Genomic DNA, 14233 nt, shown 5'->3' on the forward strand with positions numbered 1-14233 from the left:
ATGACAGGACGAATCCCCTCCATCCGGTAAAAAATTGCCTTTCTATTTAATGGGTAGATTGATGGGCAGACGCACCCAGAACAGTGCGCCTTCCAGGCACTCTCCAAGCTCGATCTCCGCCCCGTAAGTTTTCAACAGGGAAGCCACGATCTTCAGGCCCAAACCGGTGCCGCCGGCATTTCGGCGTGTCGTGAAAAAAGGCGTGAAAATCTTGCCGCGGTTCTCCCGTGAAATGCCCGTGTCGTTGTCCTGCAAGCCGATTCGCAACGCCTCCGCCCGCCGTTCCGAACGAATCCGAAGCTGCATAGCGCCGTGCTGCAGGCTGTTTTCGAACAGATTCACGAACACCGCCTCGAGCACTTCCGGCGCAACGGCCAGGGATTGCGCCGGAGCCGTATCCAGCTCGATTTGCAGGCCGCGTTCGGCATAGAGCGGTGCTTGAGCGGCTCGATTACTTCCAGCAAACCGCACGCCTGCCGGCTCGACCGCATCGCATCCGCATGGGCAAGTTCGAGCAGGCGATTCACCAGTTGCCTGAGCCGATGCGTATCGGCCAGAAGATTCGCGATAAAGCGCTGCCTGCGCTCTTCGGGCATCGTGTCGGCATGGTCCTGCAGCAGTTCCAGCGCGCCCTGAATCGAAGTCAGGTGTGTTTTGAACTCGTGCGAGACATAGGTCGCGAAGCGGCGGATATAGTCGGTCCTTTCCGAAAGTGCGCGGGACATGCCCGCAAAACTCTCGGAGAGCCTGGCGATTTCGATCGTGGCCGGATTCTGCAAGGGATCGATGACTTTTTGTTCTCCGCTTTTGACTTTTTCGGTCTGCAGAATCAACTCCCGAATCGGCCGCGCGATCGCCGAGGAAGCCAGCGTTACGTCATGACCACGATCGCCAGCAGACCGGTACCCGCCTGCCGATTGCCGTCGAGAATTTTTTCCCGGGTATGAGAGATCAGCGTATAAGGCAGCGCCAGCACAGGCCCCGCCAGCGCCTGCGCGCCGGGCCAGCTTTGCCCGATGCTGTCGTAGGCCTTTTGCCGACAGCCCTGCCGCTCGTAGACGATGCCGCCGATATAGGCGCGCGGAATCAGCAACAATATAATCAAGCCGAAAATAGCGCCCAGTTTCAGATAAAAATGGTTTTTCATAGCCTATCGCTCCCGTAGTTGATCGTACCGAAAACTTTATCGGGATGCATTGCAAATTGCGTGAAAGGAATTCGCATTTTCGGCAACTTTTTGTGCAGGTTTTGTGCAGAACCGTAAAAACGGGCAAGTTCGAAGCGAATCGGCGCCGCTTTCGTATATAATGGCAGGTTTATCTACCGACTTATTTTTGCCCACTTTATCCGATGTCCAAAAAGAAAAGTCCTACGCTGTTCGAAGATTCTCTCGCCGAGCTCGAAGCGTTGGTCAACCAGCTCGAACAGGGCGATATTTCGCTGGAAGAGTCGCTGAAGTCGTTTGAACGCGGCGTTTTTCTAACCCGCACCTGTCAGCAGGCTCTGCAGGAAGCCGAACGGAAGGTTCAGATTTTATTGGAAAAGAACGGCACGCAAACCCTGGAGCCTTTTACTGATGAGTAATGCGTTAAAAGAATACCTTAGCTTATGCCAAAACCGCGTCGAACGGGCGCTCGAAGCACGCCTGCCGGGCGAAAACATCCTGCCGCAGAAGCTGCACCAGGCAATGCGTTATTGCGTATTGGACGGCGGCAAACGGATGCGCCCGCTGCTGGCCTATTGTACCGGCAAAACGCTGGGAATCGCCCCTGAAGTGCTCGACGGCCCGGCTTGCGCAGTCGAATTCATCCATGTATATTCGCTGATCCACGACGACTTGCCGGCGATGGACGACGACGACTTGCGGCGCGGCAAACCGACCTGTCATGTCGCTTTCGACGAAGCGACCGCGATTCTGACCGGCGACGCGCTGCAGGCGCTCGCGTTTGAAGTTCTGGCGCACGACCCGGCGATCCAGGCCAGCCCCGAAAACCGGATCAAAATGATCACCACATTGGCTCGGGCCAGCGGCTCGCTGGGAATGGTCGGCGGCCAGGCGATCGATCTCGCCTCGGTCGGCACCCGGCTGAATCTGCCCGAACTCGAAAACATGCACATCCACAAGACCGGCGCGCTGATCCGGGCGAGCGTGAATCTGGCAACGCTGGCCAAACCCGATATCGATCCTTCCGTCGCCGCCAAGCTCGATCAGTACGCTAAATGCATCGGCCTCTCGTTCCAGGTCAAGGACGACATCCTCGACGAAGAGAGCGATACCGCCACGCTCGGCAAGACCCAGGGCAAGGACAAGGACAACGGCAAACCGACCTATCCGGCCTTGCTGGGACTGGCCGGCGCCAAACAAAAAGCCCGGGAACTGCACGAAAAAGCGCTCGACAATCTGAGCATTTTCGGCAGCGAAGCCGATTTACTCCGCGATTTATCCCTTTATATCATTGAGCGGAATCACTGATTCCCAACTTGATCGCTAAGAAATTAAATCGGATAATCGCAAGGCCATCTTCGTGTTCCTTCCGGGAACACGCGGATCAGCGCGCTGCCATAAGGCCCGCGCTTTGACCCCGCAAGGAATCGAGTTAAAGATGAATTATTCAGGCCACTACCCCATTTTAGACACCATTGATCTTCCCGCCGATCTGCGTAAACTGAAAAAAAGTCAGCTCAAGCCGCTCGCCAAGGAACTGCGCGACTACCTGACCCACACGGTCAGCGTCTCCGGCGGCCACTTCGCGGCCGGGCTCGGCACGGTCGAGCTGACCGTGGCGCTGCACTACGTGTTCAACACCCCCGAGGACCAACTGGTCTGGGACGTCGGCCACCAGGCCTACCCGCACAAGATCCTGACCGGCCGCAAAGGCCGCATGACCACGATCCGCACCTTCGGCGGCATCGCCGCGTTCCCGTCCCGCAGCGAGAGCGAGTACGACGCCTTCGGGGTCGGCCATTCCAGCACCTCGATCAGCGCCGCCCTGGGCATGGCGATCGCGGCCGCCCTGAAAGGCGAGCACAAGCAGATGGTGGCGATCATCGGCGACGGCAGCATCACCGGCGGGATGGCCTACGAGGCGATGAACCATGCCGGGGCCCTGGATGCGAATGTGTTGGTGATTCTGAACGACAACGAGATGTCGATCTCGCCGAACGTCGGCGCGATGAGCAATTACCTGAGCAAAATGCTGTCGAGCCGCCTGTATGCCTCCGTTCGTGAGGAAAGCAAGAAGGTGCTCAGCAATATTCCCAGCGCCTGGGAGTTGGCACGGAGAACCGAAGAACATCTCAAAGGCATGGTGGTGCCGGGGACGCTGTTCGAGGAACTCGGCTTCAACTACATCGGCCCGATCGACGGCCATGACCTGGACGTGCTGGTCCCGACCCTGGAAAACCTGAAGGCGATGCCCGGCCCCCGCCTCTTGCACATCGTCACCAAGAAGGGCAAGGGCTATGCCCCGGCCGAGAAGGATCCGCTGGCCTACCACGGCGTGCCCGCCTTCGATCCCCGCCAGGACTCGTTGCCGAAGTCGGCCCCCTCCCCGCACCCCACCTACACCGAAGTGTTCGGCCGCTGGCTCTGCGACATGGCCGAACAGGACGAGCGCCTCTTGGGCATCACCCCGGCCATGCGCGAGGGCTCGGGCCTGGTCAAGTTCTCCGAACGCTTCCCGGACCGTTATTTCGATGTCGCCATCGCCGAGCAGCATGCGGTGACCCTGGCCGCGGGCCAGGCCTGCCAGGGCGCCAAGCCGGTGGTGGCGATCTATTCGACCTTCCTGCAGCGGGCCTACGACCAACTGATTCATGATGTCGCGATCCAGAACCTGGATGTGCTGTTTGCGCTGGACCGGGCCGGGCTGGTCGGCCCCGACGGCCCGACCCATGCCGGCAGCTTCGATTTCAGTTACCTGAGCTGCGTGCCGAACCTGGTGGTGATGGCCCCGGCCGACGAGAACGAGTGCCGGCAGATGCTCTATACCGGCTTTCGCCATGACGGCCCGGCGGCGGTCCGCTACCCGCGCGGCAAAGGGCCGGGAGTGGCGGTCGAGCAGACGATGACCGCCCTGCCGATCGGCCAGGGCGAGATCCGCCGCCAGGGCAGCAAGATCGCGATCCTGGCCTGGGGCAGTCTGGTCGCCCCGGCGCTGCAGGCGGCCGAACGCTTCGGCGCCACGGTCGCCAACATGCGCTTCGTGAAGCCGCTCGATGCCGCCTTGATCCGCGAGCTCGCCGACAGCCATGAAATCCTGGTCACGGTCGAGGAGAATGTGCTCGCGGGCGGGGCCGGCAGTGCGGTGAACCAGTGCCTGCAGGCCCAGCGCATCCTGATGCCGGTCTTGAACCTGGGCCTCCCCGATGCTTTCGTCGAGCAGGGTACCCGCGAAGAACTGCTTGCCCTCTGCGGCCTCGATGCCCAGGGCATCGCCGACCGCATCGAAGCGTTCTGCCCCGAATTGTTCCGAAAAGAACTTGACGTTGCGGTCTAAAAGCACTCCTATAGATGAAGGTTGCCGTCTCGGCAACCCGACTTTTTCTTTAACCTCTGCAGTTTCCCGACCCATGAACCGTTTGATTAACAAAATCCGAGATATTCCCGATTTTCCGAAACCCGGCATCCTGTTCAAGGATATCACGCCGCTGGTTAAAGACCCGGCAACCTTGAAACTGGCGGTCCACCAGCTGATGGAACCTTTTCTGGGCAGCCGGATCACCGCGATTGCAGGCATGGAGGCAAGAGGTTTTATTTTCGGCTCCCTGGTGGCCTGGGAAATGGGATTGCCCTTCATTCCACTCAGAAAACCCGGCAAACTGCCTTATGACGTACAAAGCGTCTCGTACGATCTGGAGTACGGATCGGCGGCGCTTGAAGCGCATATCGACGCATTCGAAGCGGACGACAAGGTGCTGTTGATCGACGATTTATTGGCGACCGGCGGGACCGCCAGAGCCAGTTGCGAACTGATCGAGAAGCTCGGCGCCGAAATCGTCGCGTGCGCTTTCGTGGTGGAGCTGGATTTTTTAAACGGCAGGGAAAAACTTGAAAACTATCGGGTCCATAGCCTGCTGCATTTCTGAATCGTTCCGTAGGGGACGATGCTCAATCCTCCATTGGATTAAGCAAAAGGTATACGATTACTTCGATTTAAGCGCTTTCCGCGATTTTTTCTTCGCTACTTCGGCTTTTGCCAATTGATACTCGAGGCGGGCCTGCTCGTATTTGCTTTTCGCATCGAGATAGGCGGCACCCTGTTCGCCGGCAGCCCGATTTACCGAGACGGAAGCCGCCGCGACGGGTGAAGAAACCGTTGCCGCAGCTGACGGCGCAGCGGCTCTGCTTTCCTCAGGTTTAAAAGGCTCTTGAGCCACCGCCGGTTCGGCATCTGCGGCATTCGCCTGCGGCTGTTCGCCATCGGCAGGTTTTGCCGCATCATCAAGCAAATCGTCTTCGAAATCCGCCAGATCGTTCTTTATTTCGGATTTGCCGTCGGTCGCCAGATTCTGCCGCCATTGCAGGAACGACTCACGGGTGAACACGTAAGGATCGAGCGCGGCTTCATCGATGAATTTCAATGCGCCTTCCGCATTCGCTCGTGCGTTCAGCATCTGTACCAGTTGTACAGGCATGCCGACATAAGTAGCCGGGTTCGCGGCGGTATCGAATACCGAGCCCGGAATACCGCGCGCGGTCGACGGTCCGAGAAAAGGGATCACCAGATAGGAACCTTGAGGCACGCCCCAAACAGCCAGAGTTTGCTCGAAATCCTCATCGTTTTGCTCGAGCCCCGCATATTGGGCAACATCAAGCAGACCGCCGACGCCGGCGGTCGTATTGATCAGGAATCGCCCCGTATCTTCCGCGCTTTGTTGAAACTTGGCCTGCATCAGGTCATTCAACACCACATTGATGTTTTTCAGGTTGGTGAAAAAATTCGACACTCCGGTCTGCATGAATTGTGGAGTCGCCCATTTGTAAGCATTTGCAATCGGTCCGGCCACATAATTATCCACCTTGTCGTTAAAGGCGAAAACCTTGCGGTTGAGATTCTCGTAAGGGTCGACAGGATTGGAAGGCGTAGCACTGGCTGTGGGCGGAGTCTTTTCGCCGGTCGAAGCGCAGCCGGTCAACGCCAGCGCGACACCCAAAACACACAATGCGGAAAAAACAGGTAAAAGTCTGCGGGAGTAAAAGCCGCCAATTACTTTATCGATGACCATGGAATTACAATTTTGAATAATTATCTATCTTTTCGTTGATTTTCGCGATTAAAGCGTCGAAACCTTCACGCTGCAAGATCGTAGTGTATTCCGATCTTCTCAATGCCAGATCACTAACGCCATCGGCAATGATATTGATGATGCGCCAGCTATCGCCTTTTTCTTTCAGCCAGTAGTCGAATTTATGCGACTTTTCGCCCGGCACCTTGAAGAGGTAATGCACAACAACGCCGCCGCGCGCCGTTTGCTCTTCGGATTCGAAAGCGAACGACTCGCCGCCATACTCCTTGAAATTATGCGCATAAGATGCGATGCTCAATCTGCTGAACACATCGACCAGCTTGTCCTGCTGCTCGGTGGTCAGCTTTTCCCATTCCTTGCCAACCACGACGCGGGCAATCTTGACCAGATCATGGCTTTCGGATACCGGTTCGGCCAGTTTATCATATCGCCCTGCATAGCCGAGCGTTTTGCCGTTTTTCATTACATCGATCAACTCGGCCTGAAACTTTTCCACGACCGCTCTGGCACTCATTCCACCTGCCGCTCCGGCAAATGCGCCAATCGGCGCCACCAGCAAGAGCACGAGCACAGCCATCCATTTTGATTGTTTCGCTGTCATCATTTTAAAATCCCGATTTAAACAAATTAAAACTGTAACAACGGCCAACGGGCGGGGCAAAACTGCACCGCCCGTTGGCCGTCGAACGATCGATTGAAGGAGCAAGCCTTTTATATTTAATTCGATGAAGCCTTTTACCCTCTTCGGCAGCCGAACTGTATCGGACAGGCTTGCCGCTATTCCACTCTGATCGGAATACCGGAAAAAGTCGCCTGCGGTTTGACTTCCGCATAGACCGGAGCCGGCTCCGGCACCATTTCCCCGCTGGTTTTAGGACCTTTGATTGCGGTCAAAATTCCCTTTAACGGATTCTGCAGCATATCTTCCACCGCGGTCGCCTCATAACCGCAATGGGCCATGCAATTGGCGCATTTCGGGTTATTTACCGTACCGTATTTCTCCCATGGCGTGGTTTCGATCAACTCCTTGAAACTGGAGGTGTAGCCTTCATCCGCCAACAGGTAGCAAGGCTTCTGCCAGCCGAACACGTTGCGGGTCGGATTGCCCCAAGGCGTGCAGTTATAGCGTTGGTTACCGGCCAGATAATCCAGGTACAATGCCGAATGATTCAATTTCCATTTGCGTTTCTTTTCTTTGCCGATCCGGAAAATACCCCGGAACAATTCCTTGACGTCCCTGCCCTTGATGAAAACATCCTGTCTCGGCGCGCGCTCGTAGCTGAAACCCGGCGCAATCGTAACGCCTTCGACACCTAACTCCGTCACATAATCGAGAAACTCGGCCACCTCGTGATCTTTCTCGCCCTGAAACAGCGTGCAGTTCACGGTAACCCGGAACCCCTTGCCGAGCGCCAGCTTGATCGCCTCGACCGCCCGGTCGAATACCCCTTCCTGGCATACCGACGCATCATGGCGCTCGCGCAGGCCATCCAAATGCACCGAGAAAGTCAAATAAGGGGACGGCTTGTAATCGTCGATCCGCTTCTTCAGCAGCAGCGCGTTCGTACACAGATACACATATTTCTTGCGCGCGATGATGCCTTCGACGATCCTCGGCATTTCCTTGTGAATCAAAGGCTCGCCACCCGGAATCGACACCATCGGCGCATTGCATTCGTCGACCGCCTGCATGCACTCTTCATAAGAGAGGCGCTTATCGAGAATTTCGTTGGAATAATCGATCTTGCCGCACCCCGCGCAAGCCAAATTACAGCGGAACAGCGGTTCCAGCATCAACACCAGGGGATATTTCTTCACGCCTTTGATTTTTTGCTTGAGCAGATAAGTGCCTACTGTTAACTGTTGACGTATTGGAACTCCCACGCGAAAACCCTCCAAAAGAAATTCAAAAAAATTGCGGACTCCGTTTTCGGACCCGCGATTCCTAAACCGATACGGACGTCGCCGCCTGTTGCATATCAACAACAATCCTGCCATTTTACTGCCAATACGGCCGTTTTCGAGTAAAATGGCCTCAAAAGCAAACGCTTTGAACGAGCGTCTGTTTCATTTTGGTGACTAGAATACTCTTTTTTTTCACACGACTCCAGTTTTAACAACAAAATATCTGAATTACACGACGAACTCGCCTTTACCCTTTCCTCTCTCCCTAACTTAAATAGTCCTTGTATCTTTTTGTTTTTTCTTTGTTTTCTATATACACTCCAATACTGCAGCAATCATATTGGCAACAAAACAACATTACTTTGCAAATTGCCAACAAACAAGCTATCATTGCGGTCAATGAAAAAGAACCACTCCTTCAATAGACCGAAGGACTCTCGCTTATGAATGAAGATCGAAATTTTTTGAACGACCCTAAATCACTGAGCAAACTTCCTGACGATGCCTTTCAGACGGAACTGCTGAAAGGCGTGTCCAGAACCTTTGCATTGACCATTCCTCAGTTGCCCCAGCCGCTGTACGGACCGGTCGCCAATGCCTATCTGCTCTGCCGGATCGTCGATACGATCGAAGACGAAGTCTCGTTGACGCCGGAACAGAAAAGTTATTTTTGTTCCGACTTCATCGATGTCGTTAAAACCGGCCTCAATTCCGAACCGTTTGCGGCCGAACTGGCGCCTTTGCTGTCGGATAAAACCCTGCCCGCCGAACATACGCTGATCCATGTGATGCCGCGCGTGATCGAGATCACCCACTCGCTTGATCCGGAGCAGATCGATGCGCTCGCCGAGTGCGTCGCTACGATGGCGGAAGGCATGTCCGCGTTCCAGTCGCAAAATCTGCAGCACGGGCTGCCCACGCTGGCCGATCTCGATAAATATTGCTACTACGTTGCGGGCTGCGTCGGTGAAATGCTGGCCAAACTGTTTTGCCATTACTCGCCGACAATCGCCGAGCACAAGGACGAGCTTCTGCGCTTGTCGGTCTCTTTTGGCCAGGGTCTGCAAATGACCAATATCCTGAAAGACATCTGGGACGATGCGGAACGCGGCGTCTGCTGGCTGCCGCAGGACATTTTTCGCGAAACCGGTTTCGATTTGAAAAAACAGACGCCGGATGCCAACGATCCAAATTACAAGAAAGGCTTGACGCACCTGATCGGCATAGCGCACGGCCATCTCCGCAATGCATTGCGTTATACGCAGTTGTTGCCGGCGCATGAAACGGGACTGCGCAATTTCTGCCTGTGGGCATTGGGGATGGCGGTGCTGACGTTGAAGAAAATCAAACGGCACCTCGACTTCAACCGCTCCGAGCAGGTCAAGATTTCAAGGAAAAGCGTGAAGGCGACGATTTTCGCGACCCGGCTGACCGTGCGCAGCAACCGGCTGCTCGAATTGCTTTTCGATATGGCGGGACGGGAGCTCAAAACCCCCGAATGGCAATACACCGCACCCAATTTATTAGCTCAATTAAACCATTAAGGACACCCCATGTTTACCGATGCTAACACACAGATAAATACCGGCTCTGCTCCTAGCTCATCGACACCGATCCAATCGCATGCTTACGATCTCGACCGGGCGATCAAAAAGGCCCAGGACAGCCTGATCAAGCTGCAGGATCCGGCCGGCTTTTGGGTTTTCGAACTGGAAGCGGACTGCACGATTCCGTCCGAGTACATCATGATGATGCACTTCGTCGACGATATCGATGTGGGCCTGCAGAACAAAATCGCCAACTATCTGCGTTCGCGCCAATCCGAAGACGGCAGCTTTCCGCTGTTTACCGGAGGACCTGGCGACATCAGCGGCAGTGTGAAGGTCTATTACGCACTGAAAATGGCCGGCGACGATATCGACGCACCACACATGAAACGTCTGCGTGAATGGATTTTGAGCCAGGGCGGCGCCGCGAAAGCGAATGTATTCACCCGGATCGCTCTGGCGACCTTCGAGCAACTGCCGTGGCGCGGCGTGCCGTATATTCCGGTCGAAATCATGTTGTTCCCGAAATGGTTCCCGTTCCATCTGGACAAGGTCTCGTACTGGTCCCGAACCGTGATGGTGCCGCTGTTCATCCTGTGCAGCATGCAGGCGAAGGCCAAGAACCCGCACAAGGTCGACATACTCGAACTGTTCACCGTCCATCCCGACGAAGAAAAGCATTATTTCCCGGAAGGAACGCTGCTGAACAAGATCTTCCTGGGGCTGGACAAACTGGGCCGGCTAACCGCGCCGCTGATCCCGAAAACCATGCACGAGCGTGCCATTCAGAAGGCGCTGGACTGGTTCACCGAGCGTTTGAACGGCGAGGACGGACTCGGCGGTATTTTTCCGGCCATGGTCAATGCCTACGAATCGATGCTGCTGCTCGGCATGCCGGAGGATCATCCGAATGTGGTGATCGCGCGCCAATCGATCGACAAACTGCTGGTAATCAACGAAAACGATGCCTATTGCCAGCCCTGCCTGTCGCCTGTCTGGGATACCGGTCTGGCCGCGTTAGCGCTGCAGGAAGCGAATCGGAACGGCAACAAGGCCAGCCTGACGAAAGCCTACGACTGGCTCAAAACCAAGCAGTTGAAGGACGAGCCGGGCGACTGGCAGGTCGCGAAACCGGACCTGCCGGGCGGTGGTTGGGCGTTCCAGTTCAACAATCCGCATTATCCCGACGTCGACGATACCGCGGTCGTCGCCTTCGCGATGGCGGATTCCGGCCTGCCCGGCATGGAAGAACCGGTTCAACGCGCGACTCGCTGGATCGAAGGCATGCAGTCGAAAAACGGCGGCTACGGGGCTTTCGATGCGGATAATACCTATTATTATCTGAACGAGATTCCGTTTGCCGATCACGGCGCCTTGCTCGATCCGCCAACCGCCGACGTCAGCGCGCGCTGCGCGATGCTGATGGCGAAGGTCGCGGAAGAGCGGAAGGAATATCTGCCGACGCTCGAACGCACGGTCGAATACCTACGCCGCGAACAGGAAGCCGACGGCTCCTGGTTCGGCCGCTGGGGCACCAACTACGTTTACGGCACCTGGTCGGTGCTGTTGGGCCTCGAACAGACCGGCCTGCCGAAAGACGATCCGATGTATACCAAAGCCGCCTCGTGGCTGAAGAGCATCCAGCGCGAAGACGGCGGCTGGGGCGAAGACAATTTCAGCTACCACGACACCGGCTTCAGCGGCAAATACCGGTTCAGCACCGCGTTCCAGACCGCCTGGGCCGTGCTCGGCCTGATCGCGGCCGGCGAAACGAAAAGCCCGGAAGTCAAGGCCGGCATCGACTTTCTGCTGCGCAAACAGCAGGCCGACGGCTTCTGGAACGACAAATGCTTTACCGCACCCGGCTTCCCGCGCGTGTTCTATCTGAAATATCACGGTTACGACAAGTTCTTCCCGCTGTGGGCTCTGGCGCGTTACCGCAACGAGTTAGCCAGGCCGTGATTACCGGTATCGTTGTCGCCCTGCCCGAAGAGATCGTCACGCTGACCGCCAAGCGCATCGACAAGGGCCATTGCGTGTTCATCGGCGACAAGATTCTGGTCGCCTGCGCCGGCATGGGCCCGAAGAATGCGGCGGCGGCGGCCGAGCTATTAATCTCGAAAGGCGCCTCCCGGCTGATCAGTTGGGGCTGCGCCGCGGCGCTCGAACCGTCTCTGCGGGCAGGCGACCTGACGCTTGCGGACCGCCTGCTCGACTCCGAAAATGAAGAGATCACGGTCAATCCGGACTGGCTGAGCCATACCCAAACGGTATTTGCCGAAGCCTTTATCGGCCGGCACAAACAGGCCGCTCTGCATACCGGCCTTTTGGCCGAAAGCCATACGGTCGTGACTTCCGGCAAAGCCAAAAAACAGCTGCATTCCTTCACAGGCGCCCTGGCCCTGGACATGGAAAGCGGCACAATCGCAAAAGTCGCGCACCAGCGCGGTTTGCCTTTCCTGGCGATTCGTGCGATCGCCGATCCTGCCGGCATGGGTTTGCCGGAAGCGGTCGTGTATGCGACCGATGCCGACGGCGAAATCGCAATCGGCAAATTGTTAGGCTACCTGCTTCTCCACCCTGCACAATTGCCGAGCCTGATTAAACTCGGCCTTTATTTCAGCAAGGCTAAACAGACCTTGAAACAGGCCGCCGGCCGGCTTGAATCGATCGCCGAATTCAACAGCCTTTCTGCCGACCGGCAAACCTCTTGACCGGCTTTTTTAAAGCTTTTGCCCATCAAATAATCATTAACAAAAGACCGCTCATTATGTCATTCAGCATCGCCGAGCTTTTCGCTCAACACAGCACCGATAAATTCGACCTGCACGAACAGTTTCTGAACAACCAGATGGTTCGGGTTTTGAAAACGATCGGCTACGACCGCCACTACAAACGCGCGGTCGGCCAATATCTATATGACCAGCATGATAACGAATACCTGGACCTTTTAAGCGGCTTCGGCGTGTTCGCGATCGGCCGCAACCATCCGACCGTAATCAGCGCGCTGCATGAAACCCTGACCCTGGAGTTGCCGAATCTGGTGCAATTGGACGTTTCGGTGCTGAGCGGGCTGTTGGCGCAGGAAATCCTGAAGACCACGCCGGACAACCTGACCAAGATGTTCTTCTGCAACTCCGGCACCGAAGCGGTCGAAGCGGCGATCAAATTCGCCCGCTACACGACCAAACGCGAGAAAATCGTGTTCTGCGAACATGCCTACCACGGCCTGACGATGGGTTCTTTATCGCTGAACGGCGAGCCGATCTTCCGGGAAGGCTTCGGCCCGCTGCTGCCGGGCTGCAGCGCGGTCCCGTTCAACGATCCGGCCGCGCTCGAACAAGCCTTGAGCGGCAAAGATATCGCCGCCTTCATCGTCGAACCGATACAAGGCAAAGGCGTCAATCTCCCGGACGACAATTACCTGTCCGAAGTCGAAAAACTCTGCAAGAAATACGGCACGCTGTTCGTCGCCGACGAAGTGCAGACCGGCCTCGGCCGCACCGGCAAGTTCTGGGCGATCGAGCACTGGAACGTGAAACCGGACATGATCTGCATGGCGAAAGCACTGTCGGGCGGCTTCGTGCCGGTCGGCGGCGTCGCGATGACCACCAAGATCATGGACAGCGTCTATAACCGGATGGACCGCGCGGTGGTGCACGGCTCGACGTTCTCGAAGAACAACATGGCGATGTCCGCCGGCCTCGCGACCTTGCATGTCATGCAGGAAGAAAACCTGGTCGAAAACAGCGCCAAAGTCGGCGACGACATCATCGCAACGCTAAATGCCATGACGTCGAAATACGAATTCCTGAAGGAAGCGCGCGGCAAGGGCATGATGATCGCGATCGAGTTCCATGCACCGAAAAGCCTGACCCTGAAAGCGGCCTGGGCGATGCTCGAAGCGGCGAACAAGGGCCTGTTCTGCCAGATGATCACGATTCCGCTGTTCAAGGAACACCGGATTCTGTCGCAAGTGGCCGGCCACGGCATGAACGTGGTCAAGCTGCTGCCGCCGTTGAACCTGACCCAGAAAGACCGCGACCACATCATCGCGGCGTTCGACAAAACGATCTACGATACCCATCAGATCTCCGGTGCAATCTGGGACTTGGGCAAGAATCTGGCCAGCCATGCGCTGAAAGGCAAAACCGGCAAATAAGGAGAATCGCGAGATGAAAGCGTTACTGAAATTGTGTTTGATGGTATTGGCTCTATGCCAAGCCAATCCGGCGGCCGCGCATGCGGTGGTAACCGACTATTCGCTGAAAATGCAGCCTATCCGCGCCAATCGGCCGGACAAGGTGGTGATAACCTTCAATTCGCGGATCGAGCTGGGCCTGTCGCAAGTGTTTCTGGTCCGTAAAGGCGATACGCACGAACTGCTGAAGATCGGCAACGGCGAAAAACAGGGCCAGCTCATCGTCGAAGTGCCGGCGCTTGAACCCGGCGATTACGCGATCAAGTTCAAGGTCTTTGCCGCCGACGGCCATTTGACCGAAGACGTCATCCATTTTTCTGTAGCACAATAA

Annotated in this window: 15 protein-coding genes; 9 read left to right on the forward strand and 6 right to left on the reverse strand. The window is 56.4% G+C overall.

Annotated features, from left to right (window positions below):
- Positions 1 to 42: 42 nt before the first annotated feature.
- The 3 genes from CC94_RS22070 to CC94_RS22080 are packed head-to-tail and all read right to left on the reverse strand — an operon-like array spanning position 43 to position 1147.
- Positions 43 to 342, reverse strand: coding sequence for an ATP-binding protein (locus tag CC94_RS22070; protein WP_169740938.1), 300 nt, complete (start codon positions 340 to 342; stop codon positions 43 to 45).
- The gene (locus CC94_RS22075) at positions 339 to 833 is read right to left on the reverse strand and encodes a histidine kinase dimerization/phospho-acceptor domain-containing protein (protein WP_051040395.1); all 495 of its coding nucleotides are present in this window, start codon (positions 831 to 833) and stop codon (positions 339 to 341) included. The genes CC94_RS22070 and CC94_RS22075 overlap by 4 nt, the downstream gene beginning before the upstream one ends.
- Positions 834 to 871: 38 nt before the next feature.
- On the reverse strand, positions 872 to 1147 hold the full coding sequence (locus CC94_RS22080) for an inner membrane CreD family protein (RefSeq protein ID WP_051040397.1): 276 nt from the start codon (positions 1145 to 1147) through the stop codon (positions 872 to 874).
- A gap of 203 nt (positions 1148 to 1350) precedes the next feature.
- On the opposite strand from CC94_RS22080, the gene CC94_RS0101055 reads away from it, so the two are divergent.
- The 4 genes from CC94_RS0101055 (at position 1351) to CC94_RS0101070 (ending at position 5088) form a co-directional block, all read left to right on the forward strand.
- Positions 1351 to 1584, forward strand: a complete 234-nt coding sequence (locus CC94_RS0101055) for an exodeoxyribonuclease VII small subunit (protein WP_005373192.1) — start codon at positions 1351 to 1353, stop codon at positions 1582 to 1584.
- On the forward strand, positions 1577 to 2473 hold the full coding sequence (gene ispA / locus CC94_RS0101060; protein ID WP_005373193.1) for a (2E,6E)-farnesyl diphosphate synthase: 897 nt from the start codon (positions 1577 to 1579) through the stop codon (positions 2471 to 2473). The genes CC94_RS0101055 and ispA overlap by 8 nt, the downstream gene beginning before the upstream one ends.
- A 130-nt stretch (positions 2474 to 2603) precedes the next feature.
- Positions 2604 to 4499 (forward strand): 1-deoxy-D-xylulose-5-phosphate synthase, encoded by a 1896-nt coding sequence (gene dxs / locus CC94_RS0101065; RefSeq protein WP_005373194.1) that lies wholly within the window; start codon positions 2604 to 2606, stop codon positions 4497 to 4499.
- 73 nt (positions 4500 to 4572) lie between these two features.
- On the forward strand, positions 4573 to 5088 hold the full coding sequence (locus CC94_RS0101070) for an adenine phosphoribosyltransferase (protein ID WP_005373195.1): 516 nt from the start codon (positions 4573 to 4575) through the stop codon (positions 5086 to 5088).
- Positions 5089 to 5145: 57 nt separating this feature from the next.
- Here the strand turns inward: CC94_RS0101070 and CC94_RS0101075 are convergent, their stop codons facing one another.
- The 3 genes from CC94_RS0101075 to hpnH all read right to left on the reverse strand — a co-directional run bounded on the left by CC94_RS0101075 (position 5146) and on the right by hpnH (position 8133).
- Positions 5146 to 6228, reverse strand: coding sequence for an MlaA family lipoprotein (locus CC94_RS0101075; protein ID WP_005373197.1), 1083 nt, complete (start codon positions 6226 to 6228; stop codon positions 5146 to 5148).
- Positions 6229 to 6232: 4 nt separating this feature from the next.
- Positions 6233 to 6850 carry an ABC transporter substrate-binding protein gene (locus tag CC94_RS0101080; protein ID WP_005373199.1) on the reverse strand — a complete coding sequence of 206 codons (618 nt, stop codon included), beginning with the start codon at positions 6848 to 6850 and terminating at the stop codon, positions 6233 to 6235.
- A 176-nt stretch (positions 6851 to 7026) separates the two neighbouring features.
- The gene (hpnH, locus tag CC94_RS0101085; RefSeq protein WP_005373201.1) at positions 7027 to 8133 is read right to left on the reverse strand and encodes an adenosyl-hopene transferase HpnH; all 1107 of its coding nucleotides are present in this window, start codon (positions 8131 to 8133) and stop codon (positions 7027 to 7029) included.
- A 464-nt stretch (positions 8134 to 8597) separates the two neighbouring features.
- On the opposite strand from hpnH, the gene CC94_RS0101090 reads away from it, so the two are divergent.
- From CC94_RS0101090 to CC94_RS0101110, 5 genes are read left to right on the forward strand one after another with little or no spacing between them, the layout of a single operon-like run.
- A complete protein-coding gene (locus tag CC94_RS0101090) occupies positions 8598 to 9698 on the forward strand; it encodes a phytoene/squalene synthase family protein (RefSeq protein ID WP_005373203.1) in 1101 nt (366 codons plus the stop codon).
- A gap of 9 nt (positions 9699 to 9707) precedes the next feature.
- Positions 9708 to 11663, forward strand: a complete 1956-nt coding sequence (gene shc / locus CC94_RS0101095) for a squalene--hopene cyclase (RefSeq protein WP_005373204.1) — start codon at positions 9708 to 9710, stop codon at positions 11661 to 11663.
- Entirely contained in the window at positions 11660 to 12415 is a 756-nt protein-coding gene (locus CC94_RS0101100) for a phosphorylase family protein (RefSeq protein WP_005373206.1), read from the forward strand. The genes shc and CC94_RS0101100 overlap by 4 nt, the downstream gene beginning before the upstream one ends.
- A gap of 56 nt (positions 12416 to 12471) precedes the next feature.
- Positions 12472 to 13863, forward strand: coding sequence for an aspartate aminotransferase family protein (locus tag CC94_RS0101105; RefSeq protein ID WP_005373208.1), 1392 nt, complete (start codon positions 12472 to 12474; stop codon positions 13861 to 13863).
- 13 nt (positions 13864 to 13876) lie between these two features.
- Positions 13877 to 14233 (forward strand): copper resistance CopC family protein, encoded by a 357-nt coding sequence (locus CC94_RS0101110; RefSeq protein WP_005373210.1) that lies wholly within the window; start codon positions 13877 to 13879, stop codon positions 14231 to 14233.

It is taken from the genome of Methylomicrobium agile (genome assembly GCF_000733855.1).
In the GTDB taxonomy this organism is placed as follows: domain Bacteria; phylum Pseudomonadota; class Gammaproteobacteria; order Methylococcales; family Methylomonadaceae; genus Methylomicrobium; species Methylomicrobium agile.